The 16,799-nt window shown below is 64.7% G+C and carries 16 protein-coding genes and 1 tRNA gene; 8 read left to right on the top strand and 9 right to left on the bottom strand.

Translation table 11 applies throughout. The annotated features are described in order from the left end of the window. Positions 1 to 79: 79 nt before the first annotated feature. The 3 genes from minC to map form a co-directional block, all read right to left on the bottom strand. Positions 80 to 847 (bottom strand): septum site-determining protein MinC, encoded by a 768-nt coding sequence (minC, locus tag NCT05_RS04625; protein ID WP_008350959.1) that lies wholly within the window; start codon positions 845 to 847, stop codon positions 80 to 82. A 154-nt stretch (positions 848 to 1,001) separates the two neighbouring features. Then, positions 1,002 to 1,526, bottom strand: a complete 525-nt coding sequence (locus NCT05_RS04620) for a GNAT family N-acetyltransferase (protein WP_008350962.1) — start codon at positions 1,524 to 1,526, stop codon at positions 1,002 to 1,004. Between the two features lie 173 nt (positions 1,527 to 1,699). Next, entirely contained in the window at positions 1,700 to 2,482 is a 783-nt protein-coding gene (map, locus tag NCT05_RS04615) for a type I methionyl aminopeptidase (protein ID WP_008350964.1), read from the bottom strand. 249 nt (positions 2,483 to 2,731) lie between these two features. On the opposite strand from map, the gene NCT05_RS04610 reads away from it, so the two are divergent. Further along, positions 2,732 to 3,082 carry a hypothetical protein gene (locus NCT05_RS04610; RefSeq protein ID WP_034471379.1) on the top strand — a complete coding sequence of 117 codons (351 nt, stop codon included), beginning with the start codon at positions 2,732 to 2,734 and terminating at the stop codon, positions 3,080 to 3,082. Positions 3,083 to 3,161: 79 nt separating this feature from the next. Here NCT05_RS04610 and NCT05_RS04605 read toward each other — a convergent pair. The 3 genes from NCT05_RS04605 to NCT05_RS04595 all read right to left on the bottom strand — a co-directional run bounded on the left by NCT05_RS04605 (position 3,162) and on the right by NCT05_RS04595 (position 6,084). Further along, positions 3,162 to 3,252, bottom strand: a tRNA-Ser gene (locus tag NCT05_RS04605). Between the two features lie 101 nt (positions 3,253 to 3,353). Then, positions 3,354 to 4,652 (bottom strand): serine--tRNA ligase, encoded by a 1,299-nt coding sequence (gene serS, locus NCT05_RS04600; RefSeq protein ID WP_008350969.1) that lies wholly within the window; start codon positions 4,650 to 4,652, stop codon positions 3,354 to 3,356. 115 nt (positions 4,653 to 4,767) lie between these two features. Next, positions 4,768 to 6,084, bottom strand: a complete 1,317-nt coding sequence (locus NCT05_RS04595; RefSeq protein WP_250501816.1) for a replication-associated recombination protein A — start codon at positions 6,082 to 6,084, stop codon at positions 4,768 to 4,770. A 160-nt stretch (positions 6,085 to 6,244) separates the two neighbouring features. On the opposite strand from NCT05_RS04595, the gene cytX reads away from it, so the two are divergent. Continuing rightward, positions 6,245 to 7,573, top strand: a complete 1,329-nt coding sequence (cytX, locus tag NCT05_RS04590) for a putative hydroxymethylpyrimidine transporter CytX (RefSeq protein ID WP_250456540.1) — start codon at positions 6,245 to 6,247, stop codon at positions 7,571 to 7,573. A gap of 3 nt (positions 7,574 to 7,576) precedes the next feature. Here the strand turns inward: cytX and speB are convergent, their stop codons facing one another. Beyond that, the gene (gene speB, locus NCT05_RS04585; RefSeq protein WP_175981751.1) at positions 7,577 to 8,602 is read right to left on the bottom strand and encodes an agmatinase; all 1,026 of its coding nucleotides are present in this window, start codon (positions 8,600 to 8,602) and stop codon (positions 7,577 to 7,579) included. A gap of 115 nt (positions 8,603 to 8,717) precedes the next feature. Between speB and NCT05_RS04580 the strand changes: the two genes are divergently transcribed. Then, complete coding sequence (locus NCT05_RS04580) at positions 8,718 to 9,620, top strand: LysR family transcriptional regulator (protein ID WP_175981749.1); 903 nt, start codon at positions 8,718 to 8,720, stop codon at positions 9,618 to 9,620. Positions 9,621 to 9,643: 23 nt separating this feature from the next. Here the strand turns inward: NCT05_RS04580 and lolA are convergent, their stop codons facing one another. Together lolA and NCT05_RS04570 are read right to left on the bottom strand one after the other, a co-directional pair. Further along, positions 9,644 to 10,324 carry an outer membrane lipoprotein chaperone LolA gene (lolA, locus tag NCT05_RS04575; RefSeq protein ID WP_081851844.1) on the bottom strand — a complete coding sequence of 227 codons (681 nt, stop codon included), beginning with the start codon at positions 10,322 to 10,324 and terminating at the stop codon, positions 9,644 to 9,646. Positions 10,325 to 10,350: 26 nt separating this feature from the next. Beyond that, positions 10,351 to 12,666: a DNA translocase FtsK gene (locus NCT05_RS04570; RefSeq protein WP_008350980.1), complete on the bottom strand. Its 2,316-nt coding sequence runs from the start codon at positions 12,664 to 12,666 to the stop codon at positions 10,351 to 10,353. A gap of 354 nt (positions 12,667 to 13,020) precedes the next feature. On the opposite strand from NCT05_RS04570, the gene trxB reads away from it, so the two are divergent. The 5 genes from trxB to NCT05_RS04545 all read left to right on the top strand — a co-directional run bounded on the left by trxB (position 13,021) and on the right by NCT05_RS04545 (position 16,793). Next, on the top strand, positions 13,021 to 14,016 hold the full coding sequence (trxB, locus tag NCT05_RS04565; protein WP_008350982.1) for a thioredoxin-disulfide reductase: 996 nt from the start codon (positions 13,021 to 13,023) through the stop codon (positions 14,014 to 14,016). 155 nt (positions 14,017 to 14,171) lie between these two features. After that, positions 14,172 to 15,008 (top strand): Smr/MutS family protein, encoded by an 837-nt coding sequence (locus tag NCT05_RS04560; RefSeq protein ID WP_008350985.1) that lies wholly within the window; start codon positions 14,172 to 14,174, stop codon positions 15,006 to 15,008. Next, positions 14,998 to 15,618 carry a trimeric intracellular cation channel family protein gene (locus NCT05_RS04555; protein WP_008350988.1) on the top strand — a complete coding sequence of 207 codons (621 nt, stop codon included), beginning with the start codon at positions 14,998 to 15,000 and terminating at the stop codon, positions 15,616 to 15,618. The genes NCT05_RS04560 and NCT05_RS04555 overlap by 11 nt, the downstream gene beginning before the upstream one ends. 143 nt (positions 15,619 to 15,761) lie before the next feature. Then, the gene (locus tag NCT05_RS04550; protein ID WP_008350990.1) at positions 15,762 to 16,415 is read left to right on the top strand and encodes a protein-L-isoaspartate O-methyltransferase family protein; all 654 of its coding nucleotides are present in this window, start codon (positions 15,762 to 15,764) and stop codon (positions 16,413 to 16,415) included. Between the two features lie 54 nt (positions 16,416 to 16,469). Then, a complete protein-coding gene (locus NCT05_RS04545) occupies positions 16,470 to 16,793 on the top strand; it encodes a rhodanese-like domain-containing protein (RefSeq protein ID WP_008350991.1) in 324 nt (107 codons plus the stop codon). Positions 16,794 to 16,799 lie beyond the last annotated feature (6 nt).

Genomic DNA, 16,799 nt, shown 5'->3' with positions numbered 1-16,799 from the left:
TTGTGTTCGTCAATAAGTCCGCTTGCGTTGCCTGCGAGCGCGCGCCAAGGGCATCGGGCGCGCGAATCGATGCAACCCGTCAGGTCAGACGCAGCGGTTCGATCATCAGTTTTTCTTCGTTCAGCCAGATCTGCACCGGCTTGCTGAGCACGTCGGCCGGCAGCGGGTTCTCGGTCGTCCGATAGATGCCCGCGATGGAGATGAGTTCCGGCTCGAGACAGGTGCAGAAGATGCGCGCGTCGAGATTGCCGTGCACGCCCGCGAGCGCGCGGCCTCGCAACGGCGCATAGATATGGATATTGCCTTCGGCGATCACTTCGGCCCCGTACGACACGAGCCCGAGGACGATGAGATCGCCCTTCGCATAGACCTGCTGCCCCGAGCGCAGCGGACGATCGATGATGGTCGCCGGCGCCGGCAGCGCGGGCGGCGGCGGCGTGTTCGCGACCGCGGCTTCGATCACCGCGGCAGCTTCGGTGTTGGGCTTCGCTTCGTCGACGGAGGGCTTGGGCGCGCCGCGCCGGTCACGTGCTTCGAGAACAGGCAGGCCGCCCGCGTTCGCCCATTGAATCGCCCACGTCTGCTCGGGCAGCGCGACGATGCCGATCGGACGCATGCGGACGTCTCTCAGCACCTTTTCCAGATCGGCAAGCGCGACACGTTCGCCTTCGGCGAGACGGCGCACGTCGATGGCGACGACATCGCCTGCGAAAAATTCGGGAGTCGCTTCGAAGCGCCGCGTGAGTTCAGTGCGCAGGGCATCGAGGTCGGGAGTCTTGACGACGAAGAGAAGCGTGTCGACGGAGCCGCTGCGCAGTTCGAAGAAGGGCGTTTTGTTGAGCGACATAAGAACGGCCAAAAATTTTGCGTATTTTACAGGCGTTGTCGCACACGGCCATAATTTTTAGGACCGATTTCAGCTATCGGAAACGAGAAGTGCGTGCGACGAACGCGCACGACGAACATGCGTGAAGCGAAGACGAAGCCGAAGCGGAGGCGCCTCAGTCGTCCTCTTCGGGATGCATGTGGCGCACGAAGAGCGACTCGGCTTCTTGCTCGTGAGACGGCATCGCGCGACGATCGCCGGTGGGACCGAAGCCGAGGCGCTCGTAGAAGCGCACCGCGGTGCGGTTCTCCTCGGATATCCACGCATGCACCTCTGCGACGCCTTGCTGCGCGAGCCATCGCGACGCGACGTTCACGAGCAGTTCGCCGCCACGCAGATGCCGCACGGCCGGCGCGACCCACAGCGCGCTCACGAATGCGCGCTCGTTCGGCGCCTCTTCGATGTACGCGTGCACGAGACCGCAAGGATGGCCTTCGGTGTAGAGCAGAAACGTCGCGAGCCGGGGCGAACTCGCATGCAGCGACGCGGTGTCGTCGAACGACGACGGATCGACGAGCAGCGCATCTTCCAGCGTTTCGCCGAATGCGTATGGCGCTTCGCGCAGCGATGCCGTGCGAAGCTCGCGCAAGACCGAACCTTGTTGCGCGGCGATGCGGCTGACGGTCAGTGAGGGACTCATGCGGGCGCTCATGCGGACAATTTCTCTCTGGCTTTCAGGCGGGATACGCGTGCGGCTCTGTCGGCCGGTCCGGCGCTCGGGCCATCGGCATAGCTTCAACCGAACGGGCGAACCCGTCAATTCCTAAATCCGGGAAAGTGCTTTACAACGCACACGGCATGGCGAACGCGCGCTCATGGCGCTGCATAGCTGCCCGTGCCATCCGGCCACGGCGTGAGCACTTCGAAGCCGTCGTCGGTCACGGCGACCATGTGCTCCCACTGCGCGGACAACGAGCGGTCCTTCGTCGTCACGGTCCAGCCGTCGCGCGACTGCTGCGTGCCGGCGCGGCCCGCGTTGATCATCGGCTCGATCGTGAAGACGAGGCCCGGCTTCAGACGCAGGCCCGCGCCACGCTGACCGTAATGCAACACTTGCGGATCTTCGTGATACACGCGGCCGATGCCGTGTCCGCAATACTCGCGCACCACCGAGAAGCCTTCCCGATGCGCGACGCTTTGAATCGCCGCGCCGACGTCGCCGAGCGTCGCGCCGGGACGCACTTCGCGCATGCCGGCGACCATCGCTTCGTAGGTGGTTTCGGTGAGGCGGCGCGCCTGCTCGCTCGGTGTGCCGGCGTAGTACATGCGGCTCGTGTCGCCGTAGTAGCCGTCCTTGATGATCGCGACATCGATGTTGATGATGTCGCCTTCCTTCAGTTCCTTCGCCCCCGGAATGCCGTGGCATACGACGTGATTCACCGACGTGCAGATCGTTTTCGGAAAGCCCATGTAGCCGACGTTCGCGGGCACGGCCTTCAGTTCGTTGACGATGAAGCGATTGCAGATGGCGTCGAGTTCGTCGGTGGTGACGCCCGGGCGGACGTATTCGCCGATCATCGCGAGGACTTCGGCGGCCATGCGGCCGGAGATGCGCAACTTTTCGATGTCGGCGGGTGTCTTGAGGGTGATGGCCATTGAGCAATGCGAATGGGTTCGTGCCGCCTCGCGCGCGCCTTTTCGCCGATGTTCGACGCAGGCGGCGCGCGAGGACAATGGGCCCGATGATAGCACTCCCGCGCAGCCTCTCCGCTCGCGGAGGCGCATCGGCGCTGCATTTCGAGCCTTCGGGCGCGTTGTTTGTACGTGCGTCGCCGTCGTCGTTCGATCTTGTGATGAGCGACCGTTTGTGTTTTAGTGGCGCGACTTCTGACCTGCCGGAGTGTTATGAACCTGCATCGATCTGCTTCTCTTTGCGCCGTGCTGTCGGGCGTCGCCACCCTCGCCGCCTGCAGTTCGACGAGCGATCCCGAACTGCGTGCGTCGAAACCCGTGATTCATGTTTCGTCGGCGCGGCCTGCGTCGGATATATCGAGTTGTCTGCAACGCATGATTCCGTCCGCGCAGACGCGACGCGATCAGGGCTCGACGGAGTTGCTGGTCGGCTCGAATGCGTGGCTCGTGACGCTCACGCCTTCGGCTTATGGATCGATCGTGAAGGTGCAGCAGTCATCGAGCGACGATGGCGGCGTGCCCGAACCCGAATTGCGCTTCGATATCGCGAGGTGCACGACCTGAAGACGCGCTCTGCCTCGACGAAGCGGAGCCACCAAAGCAAAACCCCGCAAGCCTTTCGACTTGCGGGGTTTTTGTGTCTTGGCGGAGAGGGTGGGATTCGAACCCACGGTACGGGAAAACCGTACGCCTGATTTCGAGTCAGGTACATTCGACCACTCTGCCACCTCTCCGTCTACCCTTGCGGGTCTTCGTGAACTGGTCGTTGCTCAACGAAGAACGAAAGTATATCGAACCCTTTCGCGCTTTCCAAGCCCCTTTTTGAAAATAAACATCAGGCCGACGCGGAAACTTCGATTCTTTCCGCGCCGCGCATGTACGGACGCAGCACTGTGGGAATCGTCACCGAGCCGTCCGCATTCTGGAAGTTCTCCAGCACCGCGACGAGCGTGCGGCCGACCGCCAGGCCCGAGCCGTTCAGCGTATGCACGAACTCGGGCTTGCCCTGCGCATTGCGGAAGCGCGCCTGCATGCGACGCGCCTGGAACGCCTCGGTATTCGAGCAGCTCGAAATCTCGCGATACGTGTTTTGCGCCGGCAGCCACACTTCCAGATCGAACGTCTTCGCCGCCGAAAAGCCCATGTCGCCGGTGCACAGCGTAATCACGCGATACGGCAGTTCGAGCTTCTGCAAGATCGTCTCCGCCTGGCCGACCATCTCGTCGAGCGCGGCGTACGAATGCTCGGGCGCCACGATCTGCACCATCTCGACCTTGTCGAACTGATGCTGGCGGATCAGGCCGCGCGTATCGCGCCCGTACGAGCCCGCTTCGGAGCGGAAGCACGGCGAATGCGCGGTCAGCTTCACCGGCAGCGCGTCGGCTTCGAGGATGCTGTCGCGCACCGTGTTGGTGAGCGAGATCTCCGACGTCGAGATGAGGTACTGCGTGACCGTGTTCTCGTCGCCGCCTTTCTCGACGCGGAACATGTCGTCGGCGAACTTGGGCAGCTGGCCCGTGCCGTAGAGAATCTCCGGATTCACGATGTACGGCGTGTACGCCTCGGTGTAGCCGTGCTGCTCCGTATGCGTGTCGATCATGAATTGCGCGAGCGCGCGATGCAGCCGGGCGATCGGCCCGCGCAACAGCGTGAAGCGCGCGCCGGAGAGCTTCGCGCCCGTTTCGAAATCGAGACCGAGCGGCGCGCCGACATCGACGTGATCCTTGACTTCGAAGTCGAACGAACGCGGCGCGCCCCAGCGCCGCACTTCGACGTTCTGCGTCTCGTCGTTGCCGACCGGCACGCTTTCGTGCGGCAGGTTCGGCACGGTCAGCATCAGGTCCGACAGACGCTTCTGGATCTCATCCAGCTTCGCCGCCGATTCCTTCATCGTGTCGCCGATGCCGCTCACTTCCGCCATCACCGCCGACGTGTCCTCGCCGCGGCCTTTCATCGCGCCGATCTGCTTCGACAGGCTGTTGCGGCGTGCCTGGAGTTCTTCGGTGCGGGTCTGGATCTCGCGACGCTCGGCTTCGAGCGCGGCGAACGCGGCGACGTCGAGCGTGTAGCCTCGAGTGGCGAGACGCTTCGCGACGCCGTCCAGGTCTTTGCGGAGGGTTTGGATGTCGAGCATGGCGGGGCTGCTTTGTTAAGTAATCGGAAACGCCGATTTTAGCGCACGGTCATCGCGCGCCGGGCGGGATCGGCGAAACGCGGCGAGCGCGCGCGCGAAACGGACCGCGCCGGTTTCAGCGCTTCTTCTCGTCGCGATGCTCGCGCCGCCACGCATCGTCGAGTTCGGCGAGACGCGAGAGCTTTTCGCCGATCTTCCCTTCGAGTCCGCGCGGCGTCGGCTTGTACCAGTACGGATCGCGCATGCCGTCGGGCAGATAAGTCTCGCCGGCCGCGTAGGCGTCGGGCTCGTCGTGCGCGTAGCGATATTCGTGGCCGTAGCCGAGTTCCTTCATCAGCTTGGTCGGCGCGTTGCGCAGATGCACCGGCACGCCGCGCGACTGATCCTTGCCGACGAAGCGCCGCGCTTCGTTGTACGCGTTGTAGCCGGCGTTCGATTTCGGCGCGACGGCGAGATAGATGAGCGCCTGCGCGAGCGCCAGTTCGCCTTCGGGCGAGCCGAGCCGCTCGTAGGTTTCGGCGGCGTCGAGCGCGATGCGCGCGCCGCGTGGATCGGCGAGGCCGATGTCCTCCCACGCCATCCGGACAATGCGCCGCGCCATGTAGCGCGGGTCCGCGCCGCCGTCGAGCATGCGGCAGAACCAGTAGAGCGCCGCGTCCGGATTGCTGCCGCGAACCGATTTGTGCAGCGCGCTGATCTGGTCATAGAACGCGTCGCCGCCCTTGTCGAAGCGGCGCAGGTTTTCGGCGAGCGCGCTGCCGAGCAGTGCGCCGTCGACCTCCGTCCGCTTTTGCTGCGCCGCCGCGCGCGCGACGATTTCCAGATTGTTCAGGAGCTTGCGGCCGTCGCCATCGGCGGAACCGATCAGCGCGTCGCGGGCTTCGTCGGTGAACGTGAGGCCGCCGAGTTCCTTCGTTGCGCGTTCCAGCAGTTCCTTGAGTTCATCGGCGTCCAGACTCTTCAGCACGTACACCGCCGCGCGCGACAACAATGCGCTGTTCACCTCGAACGACGGATTCTCCGTCGTCGCGCCGACGAACACGAACAATCCCGATTCGACGTGCGGCAAGAACGCATCCTGCTGGCTCTTGTTGAAGCGATGCACCTCGTCGACGAACACGAGCGTCTGATGCCCGTTCGCGCGATGAATCTGCGCCGTTTCCACCGCCTCGCGAATGTCCTTGACACCGGACAGCACCGCCGACAGCGAGATGAACTGCGCGTGAAACGCATCGGCCATGAGACGCGCGAGCGTGGTCTTGCCGACGCCGGGCGGGCCCCAGAGAATCATCGAATGCGCCTCGCCCGATTCGAAGGCGACGCGCAGCGGTTTGCTTGGCCCGAGCAGATGCTTCTGGCCGATCACGTCGTCGATGGTGCGGGGGCGCAGGCGCTCCGCGAGCGGAACGGTGCCACGGTTTTCTTCGAACATGTGCTGTGCGATGCAGATTGACGCAGTTGGGTGGATCGCGGCGATAATCTCGCGCTTCGGCAAAGGCGCGGCGCGGCCGCAGAATCGGGTCATTATGACAGCCTGAGGGCCGCGACCAACGCGGGCCACGCCTGAACAATCCATATAAGGACGCAATCCGATGGGGCAAGAGCACACCACGAACGCCGCAGCGCACGGCGAAACTTCGACTTACGCGCCGCTCACGCCGGTGCCGCCGGAGCGGCGCGCATTCGGCACGAGCGACGCCTTCGCGCTCTGGTTCTCGCTCGGCATCGGCCTGCTGGTCGCGCAGGCGGGCGCGCTGCTGGTGCCGGGATTGTCGCTGCCGCACGCCCTCGCGGCGATCGTCATCGGCACGGTGATCGGCGTCGTGCTGCTCGCGCTCGCGGGCGTCGTCGGCACGGATACGGGGCTTGCGGCGATGTCCTCGCTGCGCCCGACGCTCGGCGTGCGCGGCGCATCGGTGCCGGCGGTGCTCAACGCAATCCAGCTCGTCGGCTGGGGTTCGTTCGAGATCATCGTGATGCGCGATTCCGCCGACGCGCTCGCGAAGCAATCCTTCAATCTCTCGATGCCGCTCGTCTGGACGCTCGTCTTCGGCGCGCTCGCTACCTTGCTCGCGGTGAGCGGCCCGCTCTCCTTCGTGCGCCGCTTTCTGAGAACGTGGGGAATCTGGCTCCTGCTCGGCGGCGCGGGCTGGCTCACCTGGAATCTGCTCGCGAAGCACGATCTCGCCGCGCTGATGGCGCGTCCCGGCACCGGCGAAATGGCGTTCGGCGCGGGCATCGATCTGGTCGTCGCGATGCCGCTGTCGTGGCTGCCGCTGATCGCCGATTACACGCGTTTCGGCAAGAGCGCGGGCGGCGCGTTCCGCGGCACGCTTCTCGGCTACGGCATCGCGAATCTGTGGTTCTATGCGCTCGGCGCGATCTACGGGCTCGCGGCGGGCGGCGGCGATGCGCTTCTCACGACCGCGTTCGCGCAGGCGGGCGGCGGACTCGCGCTCTTCCTGATCCTGATCGACGAAACCGACAACGCCTTCGCCGATATCCACTCCGCCGCCGTATCGACGGGCACGTTCTGGGCGCGCGCGAGCGTGCCGCTGCTCTCGTGCGCGTTCGGCGCGCTGTGCACGCTCGTCGCGCTCGTCGTCGAGATGGGCAAGTATCAGAACTTCCTGCTGCTGATCGGCTCGGTGTTCGCGCCGCTCTTCGGCGTCGTGCTGGCGGATCACTTCATCGTGCGCAAGCGCCGCATCGAAGCGGCCGTGCTCGCCGATGTCAACGGCCGCTATGGCTTCTCCGGCGGATGGCACGTCAGCGCGTTCATCGCATGGGGCATCGGGATCGCGGCGTATCACGCGATCAATCAATGGCTGCCGAATCTCGGCGCGACGCTGCCCGCGCTCGCACTCGGCGCGGTGTGCTATCTGCTGCTCGTGTCGGGCAGACGTCGCGCCTACGCGTAAGCGTTATTTCGCCGCGCGATACTCCACGCCCGGCAGCACGCACAGCAACTCGAACGCGAGGTTCGCGCCGAGCAGCGCGGTCGTGCCGAACGGATCGTAAGGCGGCGCGACTTCGACGAGATCCGCGCCGACGATGTTCAGCCCGCGCGCGCCGCGCACGATCTCCAGCGCTTGCGGCACCGTCAGCCCGGCGATTTCCGGCGTGCCGGTGCCGGGCGCGAACGCGGGATCGATGCCGTCGATATCGAAGGTGATGTACACCGGCCCATCGCCCATCTGCGCGCGCACTTCGTCCATCAACGGAACGAGCGACTTGTTCCAGCATTCCTCCGTCTGCACGACGCGAAAGCCCTGCTCGCGGCACCAGTCGAAATCGCCCGCTTCGTAGCCCGTGCCGCGCAGCCCGATCTGCACGACGCGCGAGCAATCGAGCAAGCCCTCTTCCACCGCGCGGCGAAACGGCGTGCCGTGCGCGATCTTCTCGCCGAACATGGTGTCGTTGACGTCCGCGTGCGCGTCGATATGAATCAGCCCGACCTTGCCGTGCTTCGCGTGAATCGCGCGCAGGATCGGCAGCGCGATGGTGTGATCGCCGCCGAGCGTCAGCGGCTTGCAGCCGTGCTTCAGGATTTCGCGATACGCGCGCTCGATGCGGTCGATCGAATCGAGCAGGTTGTACGGATTGATCGCGACATCGCCGATATCAGCCACGCGCAGCGAATCGAACGGCGCGGCGCGCGTCGCCATGTTGTACGGACGCAGCAGCACCGACTCGCTGCGCACCTGACGCGGGCCAAAGCGCGCGCCGGTGCGATTCGACGTGCCGAGATCGAACGGCACGCCGACGAAACAGGCATCCAGCCCTTCCGCCGATTGAACGTGCGGCAGACGCATCATCGTCGTGATGCCGCCGCAGCGCGGCATCTGATTGCCGGAAAGCGGCTGCGGACGCTCGGCGCGCTGTTCGAGGAAATGCGAATCGAAGTGTTCGGCTGGAGCGAAAAGCGACGAAGGCGAGGAAGGATTCATGGCGTCGAATGGCGGCGGGTGGTCGATCCGACAATTAATAGCCGCTTTCCCGCGGAGATAAAATGGCGAAGAAATCAACTTAACATCGATATTTATCGATGTATCGACGGCGGCCATGTTCACTCACCTTTCCGATCTGGATCTGCGCCTGATCCGCGTGTTTCTCGCCATCGTCGATGCGGGCGGCGTCTCGTCCGCGCAAGCGACGCTCAACGTCGGGCAGTCGACCATCAGCACGCAGCTCGCGACGCTGGAAACGCGGCTCGGCTACCGGCTTTGCGAGCGCGGACGCGGCGGCTTCGCGCTGACCTCGCGCGGCGAGCCGTTCGTCGAGGCGTGCCGGACGCTGCTCGCGGCCATCGACACCTTCGATTCGACCGCGCGAAATGTCGGCAAGAAGCTCGTCGGCACGCTGACGCTCGGGATGATCGGCAACACGCCTGTCAGCGCGAACGCGCGCGTCAGCGAGGCGATCGCGCGTTTCCGGCAGCGCGACGAATCCGTGCGCTTCGCGGTGCTCGTGCGCTCGCCCGGTGAACTCGAAGAGATGCTGCTCGCCGAACGCATCCAGATGGCGATCGGATACTTCTGGCATCGCGTGCCGTCGCTCGAATACACCGAAATTTTCGCGGAGGATCAACTCGCGTATTGCGGACGCGAGCATCCGCTGTTCGCGCGCGCGGGACGTGTCGCCGTACCGGAAGCGTTCGAGCACGACTGGGCGTGGCGCAGCTATCCGCTGCCGGAAGCGGGCGAGCTGACGCCGCGCAATATCGGGGCGGTCGCGGACAACATGGAGGCCGTCGCGATGCTCGTGCTGTCGGGCCGGCATCTCGGCTATCTGCCCGAGCATTTCGCCGCGCCCTACGTGAAGGAAGGGTTGCTCGCGCCGTTGAACCCGAAAGCGATGCGCTATCGCGTCGCGTTTCAGATGGTCACGCGCGCTGAACGCTCGGGCAGCGCGAAACGGGAAATCGTGGAAGCGTTCGTCGAGGACATGCAAGCCGCGCACGCCTGACGCGCGCGGCCGGACCTGAAACCTCAGCCGTTGATGACATCCGCGCCCTTCGGCACGGTGAATTTGAACGTATCGCTCTTGATGGGCGGGTTCTTCTGGATGTTCGAGAACGTCAGCAGCGTCACGTTGCCGAAAACGTCGTGCAGTTCCATCGCCTGCAGGTTGCCGTCCTTGAAGCCGATGCCGACCGTCTCGAATTGCGTGTCCTTCGCCTTGGGCGTGAGTTCGAGCCAGTCGATGCCGCCCTTCTCCCCCGCGTCGCGCAGGTTGAAGTTCTTTTCCAGATCGTTACTGCCGAAGAGAATCGCCGCCGGGCTCGCACCGAGCGCGCCGCCGAGCGTGCGTACCGTGACCTGGTTCAGATCCTTGTCGTAGACGTAGAGCTTGTCGCCGTCGGCCTGGAGAATTTGCGAATACGGCTTCTGATACGACCAGATGAACTTGCCCGGCCGCGCGAACATGAACGTGCCGCTGGAGGCTGCGCCCTTGGTCGGCACTTGCGTGGACGTCGCGCCGTTGTTGGTCTTGCCGGGCGCCTTGATTTCCTGCTGCGTGAAGTCGCCGCGCGCCGCGTGGACTTGCGACACGAACGCCTTCAATTGCTCCGTGCCGCTCGCGAATGCGTGCGATGCGACCAGCATCGACGCCGAAACCAGCGCCGTGCCGAATGCCTTGACGAAACTGCGCCCCGTAAACTGCTTCATGCTTATGTTCTCCATATAACGCGCGGTCATTCCGCGTCGCGCGCCGGCGTGAGGATTTCGCGGTTGCCGTTCGACGACATCGCCGACACGAGCCCCGAGTTCTCCATCTGTTCGAGCAAACGCGCCGCCCGGTTGTATCCGATGCGCAAATGCCGCTGCACGAGCGATATCGACGCGCGACGGTTCTTGATGACGACCTCGACCGCCTGATCGTACAAAGGGTCCGACTCGCCATCGGCGCCGCCGGTTCCGCTTGCGCCCGCCGAGCCTTCGTCGCCATCGCCCGCGAGGCCGCCTTCCAGAATGCCCTCGATATAGTTCGGCTCGCCCTGCTCCTTCAGCTTGTCGACGACGCGATGCACTTCTTCATCCGACACGAACGCGCCGTGCACGCGTACAGGCAGGCCCGAACCGGGCGGCAGATAGAGCATGTCGCCCATGCCGAGCAGCGACTCCGCGCCCTGCTGATCGAGAATCGTGCGCGAATCGATCTTCGACGACACCTGGAACGCCATGCGCGTCGGCACGTTCGCCTTGATGAGGCCGGTGATCACATCGACCGAAGGACGCTGCGTCGCGAGAATCAGATGGATGCCCGCCGCGCGCGCCTTCTGCGCAATGCGCGCGATCAGCTCTTCGACCTTCTTGCCGACGACCATCATCAGATCGGCGAGTTCGTCGATCACGACGACGATGTTCGGCAGACGCGTGAGCGGCTCCGGCTCGTCGGGCGTGAGGCTGAACGGATTCGGAATGTTTTCGCCGCGCTTCTTCGCTTCGTCGATCTTCGTGTTGAAGCTCGCGAGATTGCGCACGCCCATCTTGCTCATCAGCTTGTAGCGGCGTTCCATTTCGGCGACCGCCCAGTTGAGCGCGTGGCCGGCCTGCCGCATGTCGGTGACGACCGGACACAGCAAATGCGGAATGCCTTCGTAGACGCTCATTTCGAGCATCTTCGGATCGATGAGGATGAGCCGGACCTGATCCGCGCTCGCCTTGTACAAGAGCGAGAGAATCATCGCGTTGATGCCGACGGACTTGCCCGAGCCCGTCGTGCCCGCGACGAGCAAGTGCGGCATCTTCGCGAGATCGGCGCAGACCGGATTGCCGCCGATGTCCTTGCCGAGGCCCATCGTCAGCGGCGATGCGCCGTTCGCATAGACTTCGGAGCCGAGAATTTCGGAGAGCTTGACCGTTTGACGGCGCTGATTCGGCAATTCGAGCGCCATGAAGTTCTTGCCCGGAATCGTCTCGACGACGCGAATCGACACGAGCGACAGCGAGCGCGCGAGATCCTTCGCAAGACCGACGATCTGGCTGCCCTTCACGCCCGTCGCCGGCTCGATTTCATAGCGCGTGACGACCGGCCCAGGATACGCCGCGACCACGCTCACTTCGACGCCGAAGTCCTTCAGCTTCTTCTCGATGAGACGCGACGTGTATTCGAGCGTATCGGCGGCGATGGTTTCCTGCGTCTTCGGCGGCGGATCGAGCAGCGCGAGCGGCGGCAAGGTGGAATCGCCCGGCAGGTCCTTGAAGAGCGGCACCTGCTTTTCCTTCTCGGCGCGTTCGGAACGCGCGGGCGCGGGCGCGGCGGGCACGATCATCACCGGCTCGTGATCCTCGCTCTTCTCGCGCGAACGCACGACCTTGCCTTCGCGCTTGACCGCGGCCGCTTCGCCCAGCTTGCGATCGCGTCCGGCTTCGCGGCGCAGTTGCGCGCCGGTGATCGCATCGAGAATGCCGTCGCCGACCTTCTCGCACACGGACAGCCACGAGAAGCGGAAATACAGCGAGAGGCCGATCGCGAGCGCGATCAGCAGAAACAGCGTCGCGCCCGTGAAGCCGAGCGCGTGCGATACATGGCGCGCGACCACATCGCCGACGACGCCGCCCGGCGCGCGCGGCAACTGCACCTTGAGCGACCACATGCGCAGTGCCTCGATGCCGTCGGAGGCAAGCAGCACGAGCACGAACGCGAACGCTTCGGCGAGCCAGGTGCGATCTTTCGGCGCATCTTCGTCGACGACCGGCGGATGCGTGATCTTTCGATAATTCGCGATGATGCGCCGCGCGAGCAGCACGATCAGCCAGTAGGACGATAGCCCGAAGACGAGCAGGAGGATGTCCGACGTGTACGCGCCGACGCGCCCCGCCCAGTTCGCGATGTGATCGACGCTCACCGCGTGGGTCCAGCTCGGATCCTTGCGGCTGTACGACAGGAGCGCCATGACGAGAAACAGTCCGAGTGCGACCTGGAGAATCCAGCGAATCTCGGTGAAGAGCCGCGACATGCGGTGCGGCAATGCCTGCGGGCTCGCGGAATAGGTAGCTTTGGCCATTGATTCGGTGTCGCTTTGTATCGCTTTTTTGCGGCTCGCGCCTGTTGCGCAAGAGCGGCATGGAACGGTGAACTATTGTAAACGCTGCATTGCGGTGAAAGGCGCAAAAACCGGCGCGTTCTTGCAACCTGTAACACTCGTCACGCGCGCGTCATGTCGCGGTTTCGGCCCGGCGCGGCTATCAATCCGATTGAAAGGTTCATTCGGAAGGCTTTTTCCGACGCCTTTATAATCGTCGTTTTGCACTCAAATACGGTTCATCGGATGTACCGGGCGTCGAGATTGCTGCGTCGCAGGCAATCGCTCGCGCGCCTCGCGGCGCGCATCCGAAACCATCAATAACGGACCATCATCATGTCTTCGCCCAAACACGCCAAAGTGCTGATTCTCGGTTCCGGCCCCGCCGGCTACTCCGCCGCCGTCTACGCCGCGCGCGCGAACCTGTCGCCGCTGCTCATCACCGGCCTCGCGCAAGGCGGCCAGCTGATGACCACCACGGACGTCGAGAACTGGCCGGCGGATCCGTCGGGCGTGCAAGGCCCCGAACTGATGCAGCGTTTCGAGGAACACGCGCGCCGCTTCAACACCGAGATCGTCTTCGATCACATCCACACCGCGAAGCTCAACGAGCGCCCTTTCCGTCTGATCGGCGATTCCGGCGAGTACACCTGCGATTCGCTCATCATCGCGACGGGCGCATCGGCGCAATATCTCGGCGTGCCGTCGGAAGAAGCGTTCATGGGCAAAGGCGTGTCGGCCTGCGCAACGTGCGACGGCTTCTTCTATCGCAACGGTGAAGTCGCGGTGATCGGCGGCGGCAATACGGCCGTCGAGGAAGCGATCTATCTCGCGGGCATCGCGAAGAAGGTCACGGTCGTGCATCGCCGCGACAAGTTCCGCGCCGAGCCGATTCTCATCGACCGCCTGCTCGCGAAGGAGAAGGAAGGCATCGTCGACATCAAGTGGAATCACGTGCTCGACGAAGTCACCGGCGATCAGTCCGGCGTCACCGGCCTGCGCATCAAGGACACGCAATCGGGCAAGACGACCGACATCGCGCTGCAAGGCGTGTTCGTCGCGATCGGCCACAAGCCGAACACCGATCTCTTCGTCAACCAGCTCGAGATGAAGAACGGCTACATCATCACGAAGGGCGGCACGAGCGGCGACGCGACCGCGACGAGCATCCCCGGCGTGTTCGCGGCGGGCGACGTGCAGGATCACGTCTATCGCCAGGCGATCACGAGCGCGGGCACGGGCTGCATGGCCGCGCTCGATGCGCAGCGTTATCTCGAAACCATCGACGAAACGCCGACGCCGCATTCGATGAGCCACGAAGCCGACCGCTGATCGGGCGGCGCGAGCCGCTAGAATGCAGCAACGACGGGCCACGGTTCACTCCGCCGGCCCGTTTTCGTTTCGGCGCGCGCGTGCCGTCGTTTCAGCGGCGACGCCGGCGCGCGGCGCGCCGAGTCCGATCCCCGACCCATTCCGCTGGCCGAACGATGCCGAAGAATCTCCCTCATCCGAACGAACCGAAAGTCCGTCGCAAGGAAGCGCCGCGCCCGGCCGCGCCCGCGCAAAAACCGGTGGATGCGCGCGATGTCGCCGCCGCCGTGAAACGCGAAGGCCTGTCGGGTCTGTCGTCGCTGAAGGGCGCGCTGAAGGCCGACGCCGAGAAGCGCGAAGTCCAGCGGGTCGCGGCGGCGCGCGCCGAGCGGGAAGCCGTCGCGGATGCCGACGAGTTTCGTCGCGCGATCGGCGAAATCGAGCCGCTCAAGACGCCGCCGCGCACGACCGTCACGCGCGTACCGCCGCCGCCCGTGCCGCTGCAGAGCCGCCGCGACGAAGAAGCGGTGCTGCAGGAAGCGCTCTCCGACGAATACGATCCCGAAAGCCTGCTCGACATCGACGAAACGCTGTCGTTCTATCGTCCGGGCGTCAGCCAGGAAGTCGTCAGAAAGCTGCGGCGCGGGGCGTGGATCGTGCAGGCGCAGCTCGATCTGCACGGCATGCGCCGCGAGGAAGCGCGCGAGGCGCTCGCGGAGTTCATCCGCGAATCGGTGAAGCGCGGGCTGCGCTGCCTGCGCGTCATTCACGGGAAAGGGCTCGGGTCCATCGGCAAGGAGCCGGTGCTGAAGGGCAAGGTGCGCGCGTGGCTCGTGCAGAAGTCGGAGGTGATCGCGTTCTGTCAGGCGCGGCCGCACGACGGCGGCGCGGGCGCGGTGCTCGTGCTGCTGCAGCCGGGCGGCACGCCGCGTCATCACAATCATCCGCAGGACAAGTCGCAGGACCGGAGCCTCGGCAAGAACAGCAATCCGGGGCCGGACAGTGCATCCTAGACTCACCCTCGCCATCACCATCATGGAGGCGCTCGCGATTTTCGCGTACGCCTTCTCCGGACTCATCGAGGCGCGCAAGCGCCGGCTCGACGCGGTAGGCGCGTTTCTCGTCGCGCTCGTGACCGCGTTCGGCGGCGGCACGGTGCGCGACGTGCTGCTCTCGCGCCGGCCCTTCTACTGGGTCGAGCATCAGGACTACGTGCTGTTCATCTTCGCGATGGCGATCTTCGCGCCGCTTTTTTTGCGCGTCACGTCACGCCTCTTCGACCAGCGCGCGCTGCTCGTCACCGATGCGATCGGGCTCGGACTCTTCAGCGTGTCGGGCACGTCGATCGCACTCGACGCCCAGATGCCCGCCTTCACCGCGACGATGATGGGCGTCATCACCGGCGTGTTCGGCGGCGTGCTGCGCGACGTGCTCTGCAACGAGATTCCGCTGATCCTGCGCGACTCGCGCCCGTACGCGGTCTGCGCGTTCGCCGGATGCTGGATGTATCTCGGGCTCGAACGGCTCGACGTCGACACGATCTACAACGTGCTCTTTTCGACGGCGTTCATCCTGATCGCGCGGCTCATCACCTTCAAGTTCGATATCCGCCTGCCGCATTAGCCGCACGGGAGGCCAGCGCGTCGGGCGCAGGTCGGGCGCAAAGCAGGCGGGAAAACCCTTCGATTTGCTACAATCGCGTAGTTTTCTAGCCCCGCATCCGGCCGCGATGCAAGCCGCTCCGGTCGCCATCACGCACACAGAACATGAACATCGAGCAAGCGCGTTTCAACATGATCGAGCAACAGATTCGTCCGTGGGAAGTGCTGGACCAGGACGTCCTGAACCTGCTCGCGATCGTCAAGCGCGAGAACTTCGTTCCCGCCGCGTACCGCAACATCGCTTTCGCCGATCTCGAAATTCCGCTGCCTGGCGGCGAGCGCATGTTGTCGCCCAAGGTCGAAGCGCGCGTCCTGCAGGAACTCGCGATCCACAAGGGCGAAACCGTGCTGGAAATCGGCACCGGCTCGGGCTACATGGCGGCGCTGCTCGCGCACCGCGGCCGCAGCGTGACGACGGTCGAAATCTCGCCGGAGCTCGCCGCTTTCGCGCAGCAGAACCTCGCGGCGAACGGCGTGACGAACGTCGACGTGATCACCGGCGACGGCGCGCTCGGCTGGAATCAGGGCGCGCCTTACGACGTGATCTGCGTGTCGGGCGGGCTGCCGGTCATGCCGCAGGAATTTCTGGAACAGCTGAAGATCGGCGGGCGCATCGCGGCGTTCGTCGGCTCGGCGCCGGTCATGAAGGCGCAGATCATCACGCGCGTGGACGAAAAGCAGTTCCGCGTGTCGGATGTCTTCGAAACGCTTGTCGCGCCGCTCAAGAACGCGGTGCATCCGTCGCAGTTCAAGTTCTAAGCCGAAAGCGCGCTGCCGGCCTTATCCGGTAGCGCGCATCTTGCCGGAATCTCCATGCAAAACCTGACCGCACCCGAACTCGCCGCGTGGCTCGCCGATTCGTCGCGCCCCGCTCCCGTTCTGCTCGACGTGCGCGAGCCCTGGGAAATCCAGACGGCGAAGATGGACAACATCGTGTCGATTCCGATGCGCGACATCCCCGCACGCAGCGAAGAACTCGACGACGAAGCGCAGATCGTCTGCATCTGCCATCACGGCGCGCGCAGCGCACAGGTCGCGATGTTCCTCGAATCGCGCGGCTTCACGAAGACGTTCAATCTCTACGGCGGCATCGACGCATGGTCGCGTCAGGTCGATCCGTCGGTTCCGACGTACTGAAAGCGC

The organism is Caballeronia sp. AZ7_KS35, assembly GCF_023631045.1.
GTDB classification, from domain to species: domain Bacteria; phylum Pseudomonadota; class Gammaproteobacteria; order Burkholderiales; family Burkholderiaceae; genus Caballeronia; species Caballeronia zhejiangensis.
The sequence above is the reverse complement of the archived record's forward strand: the minus strand, read 5'-3'. Positions and strand labels throughout refer to the sequence as shown.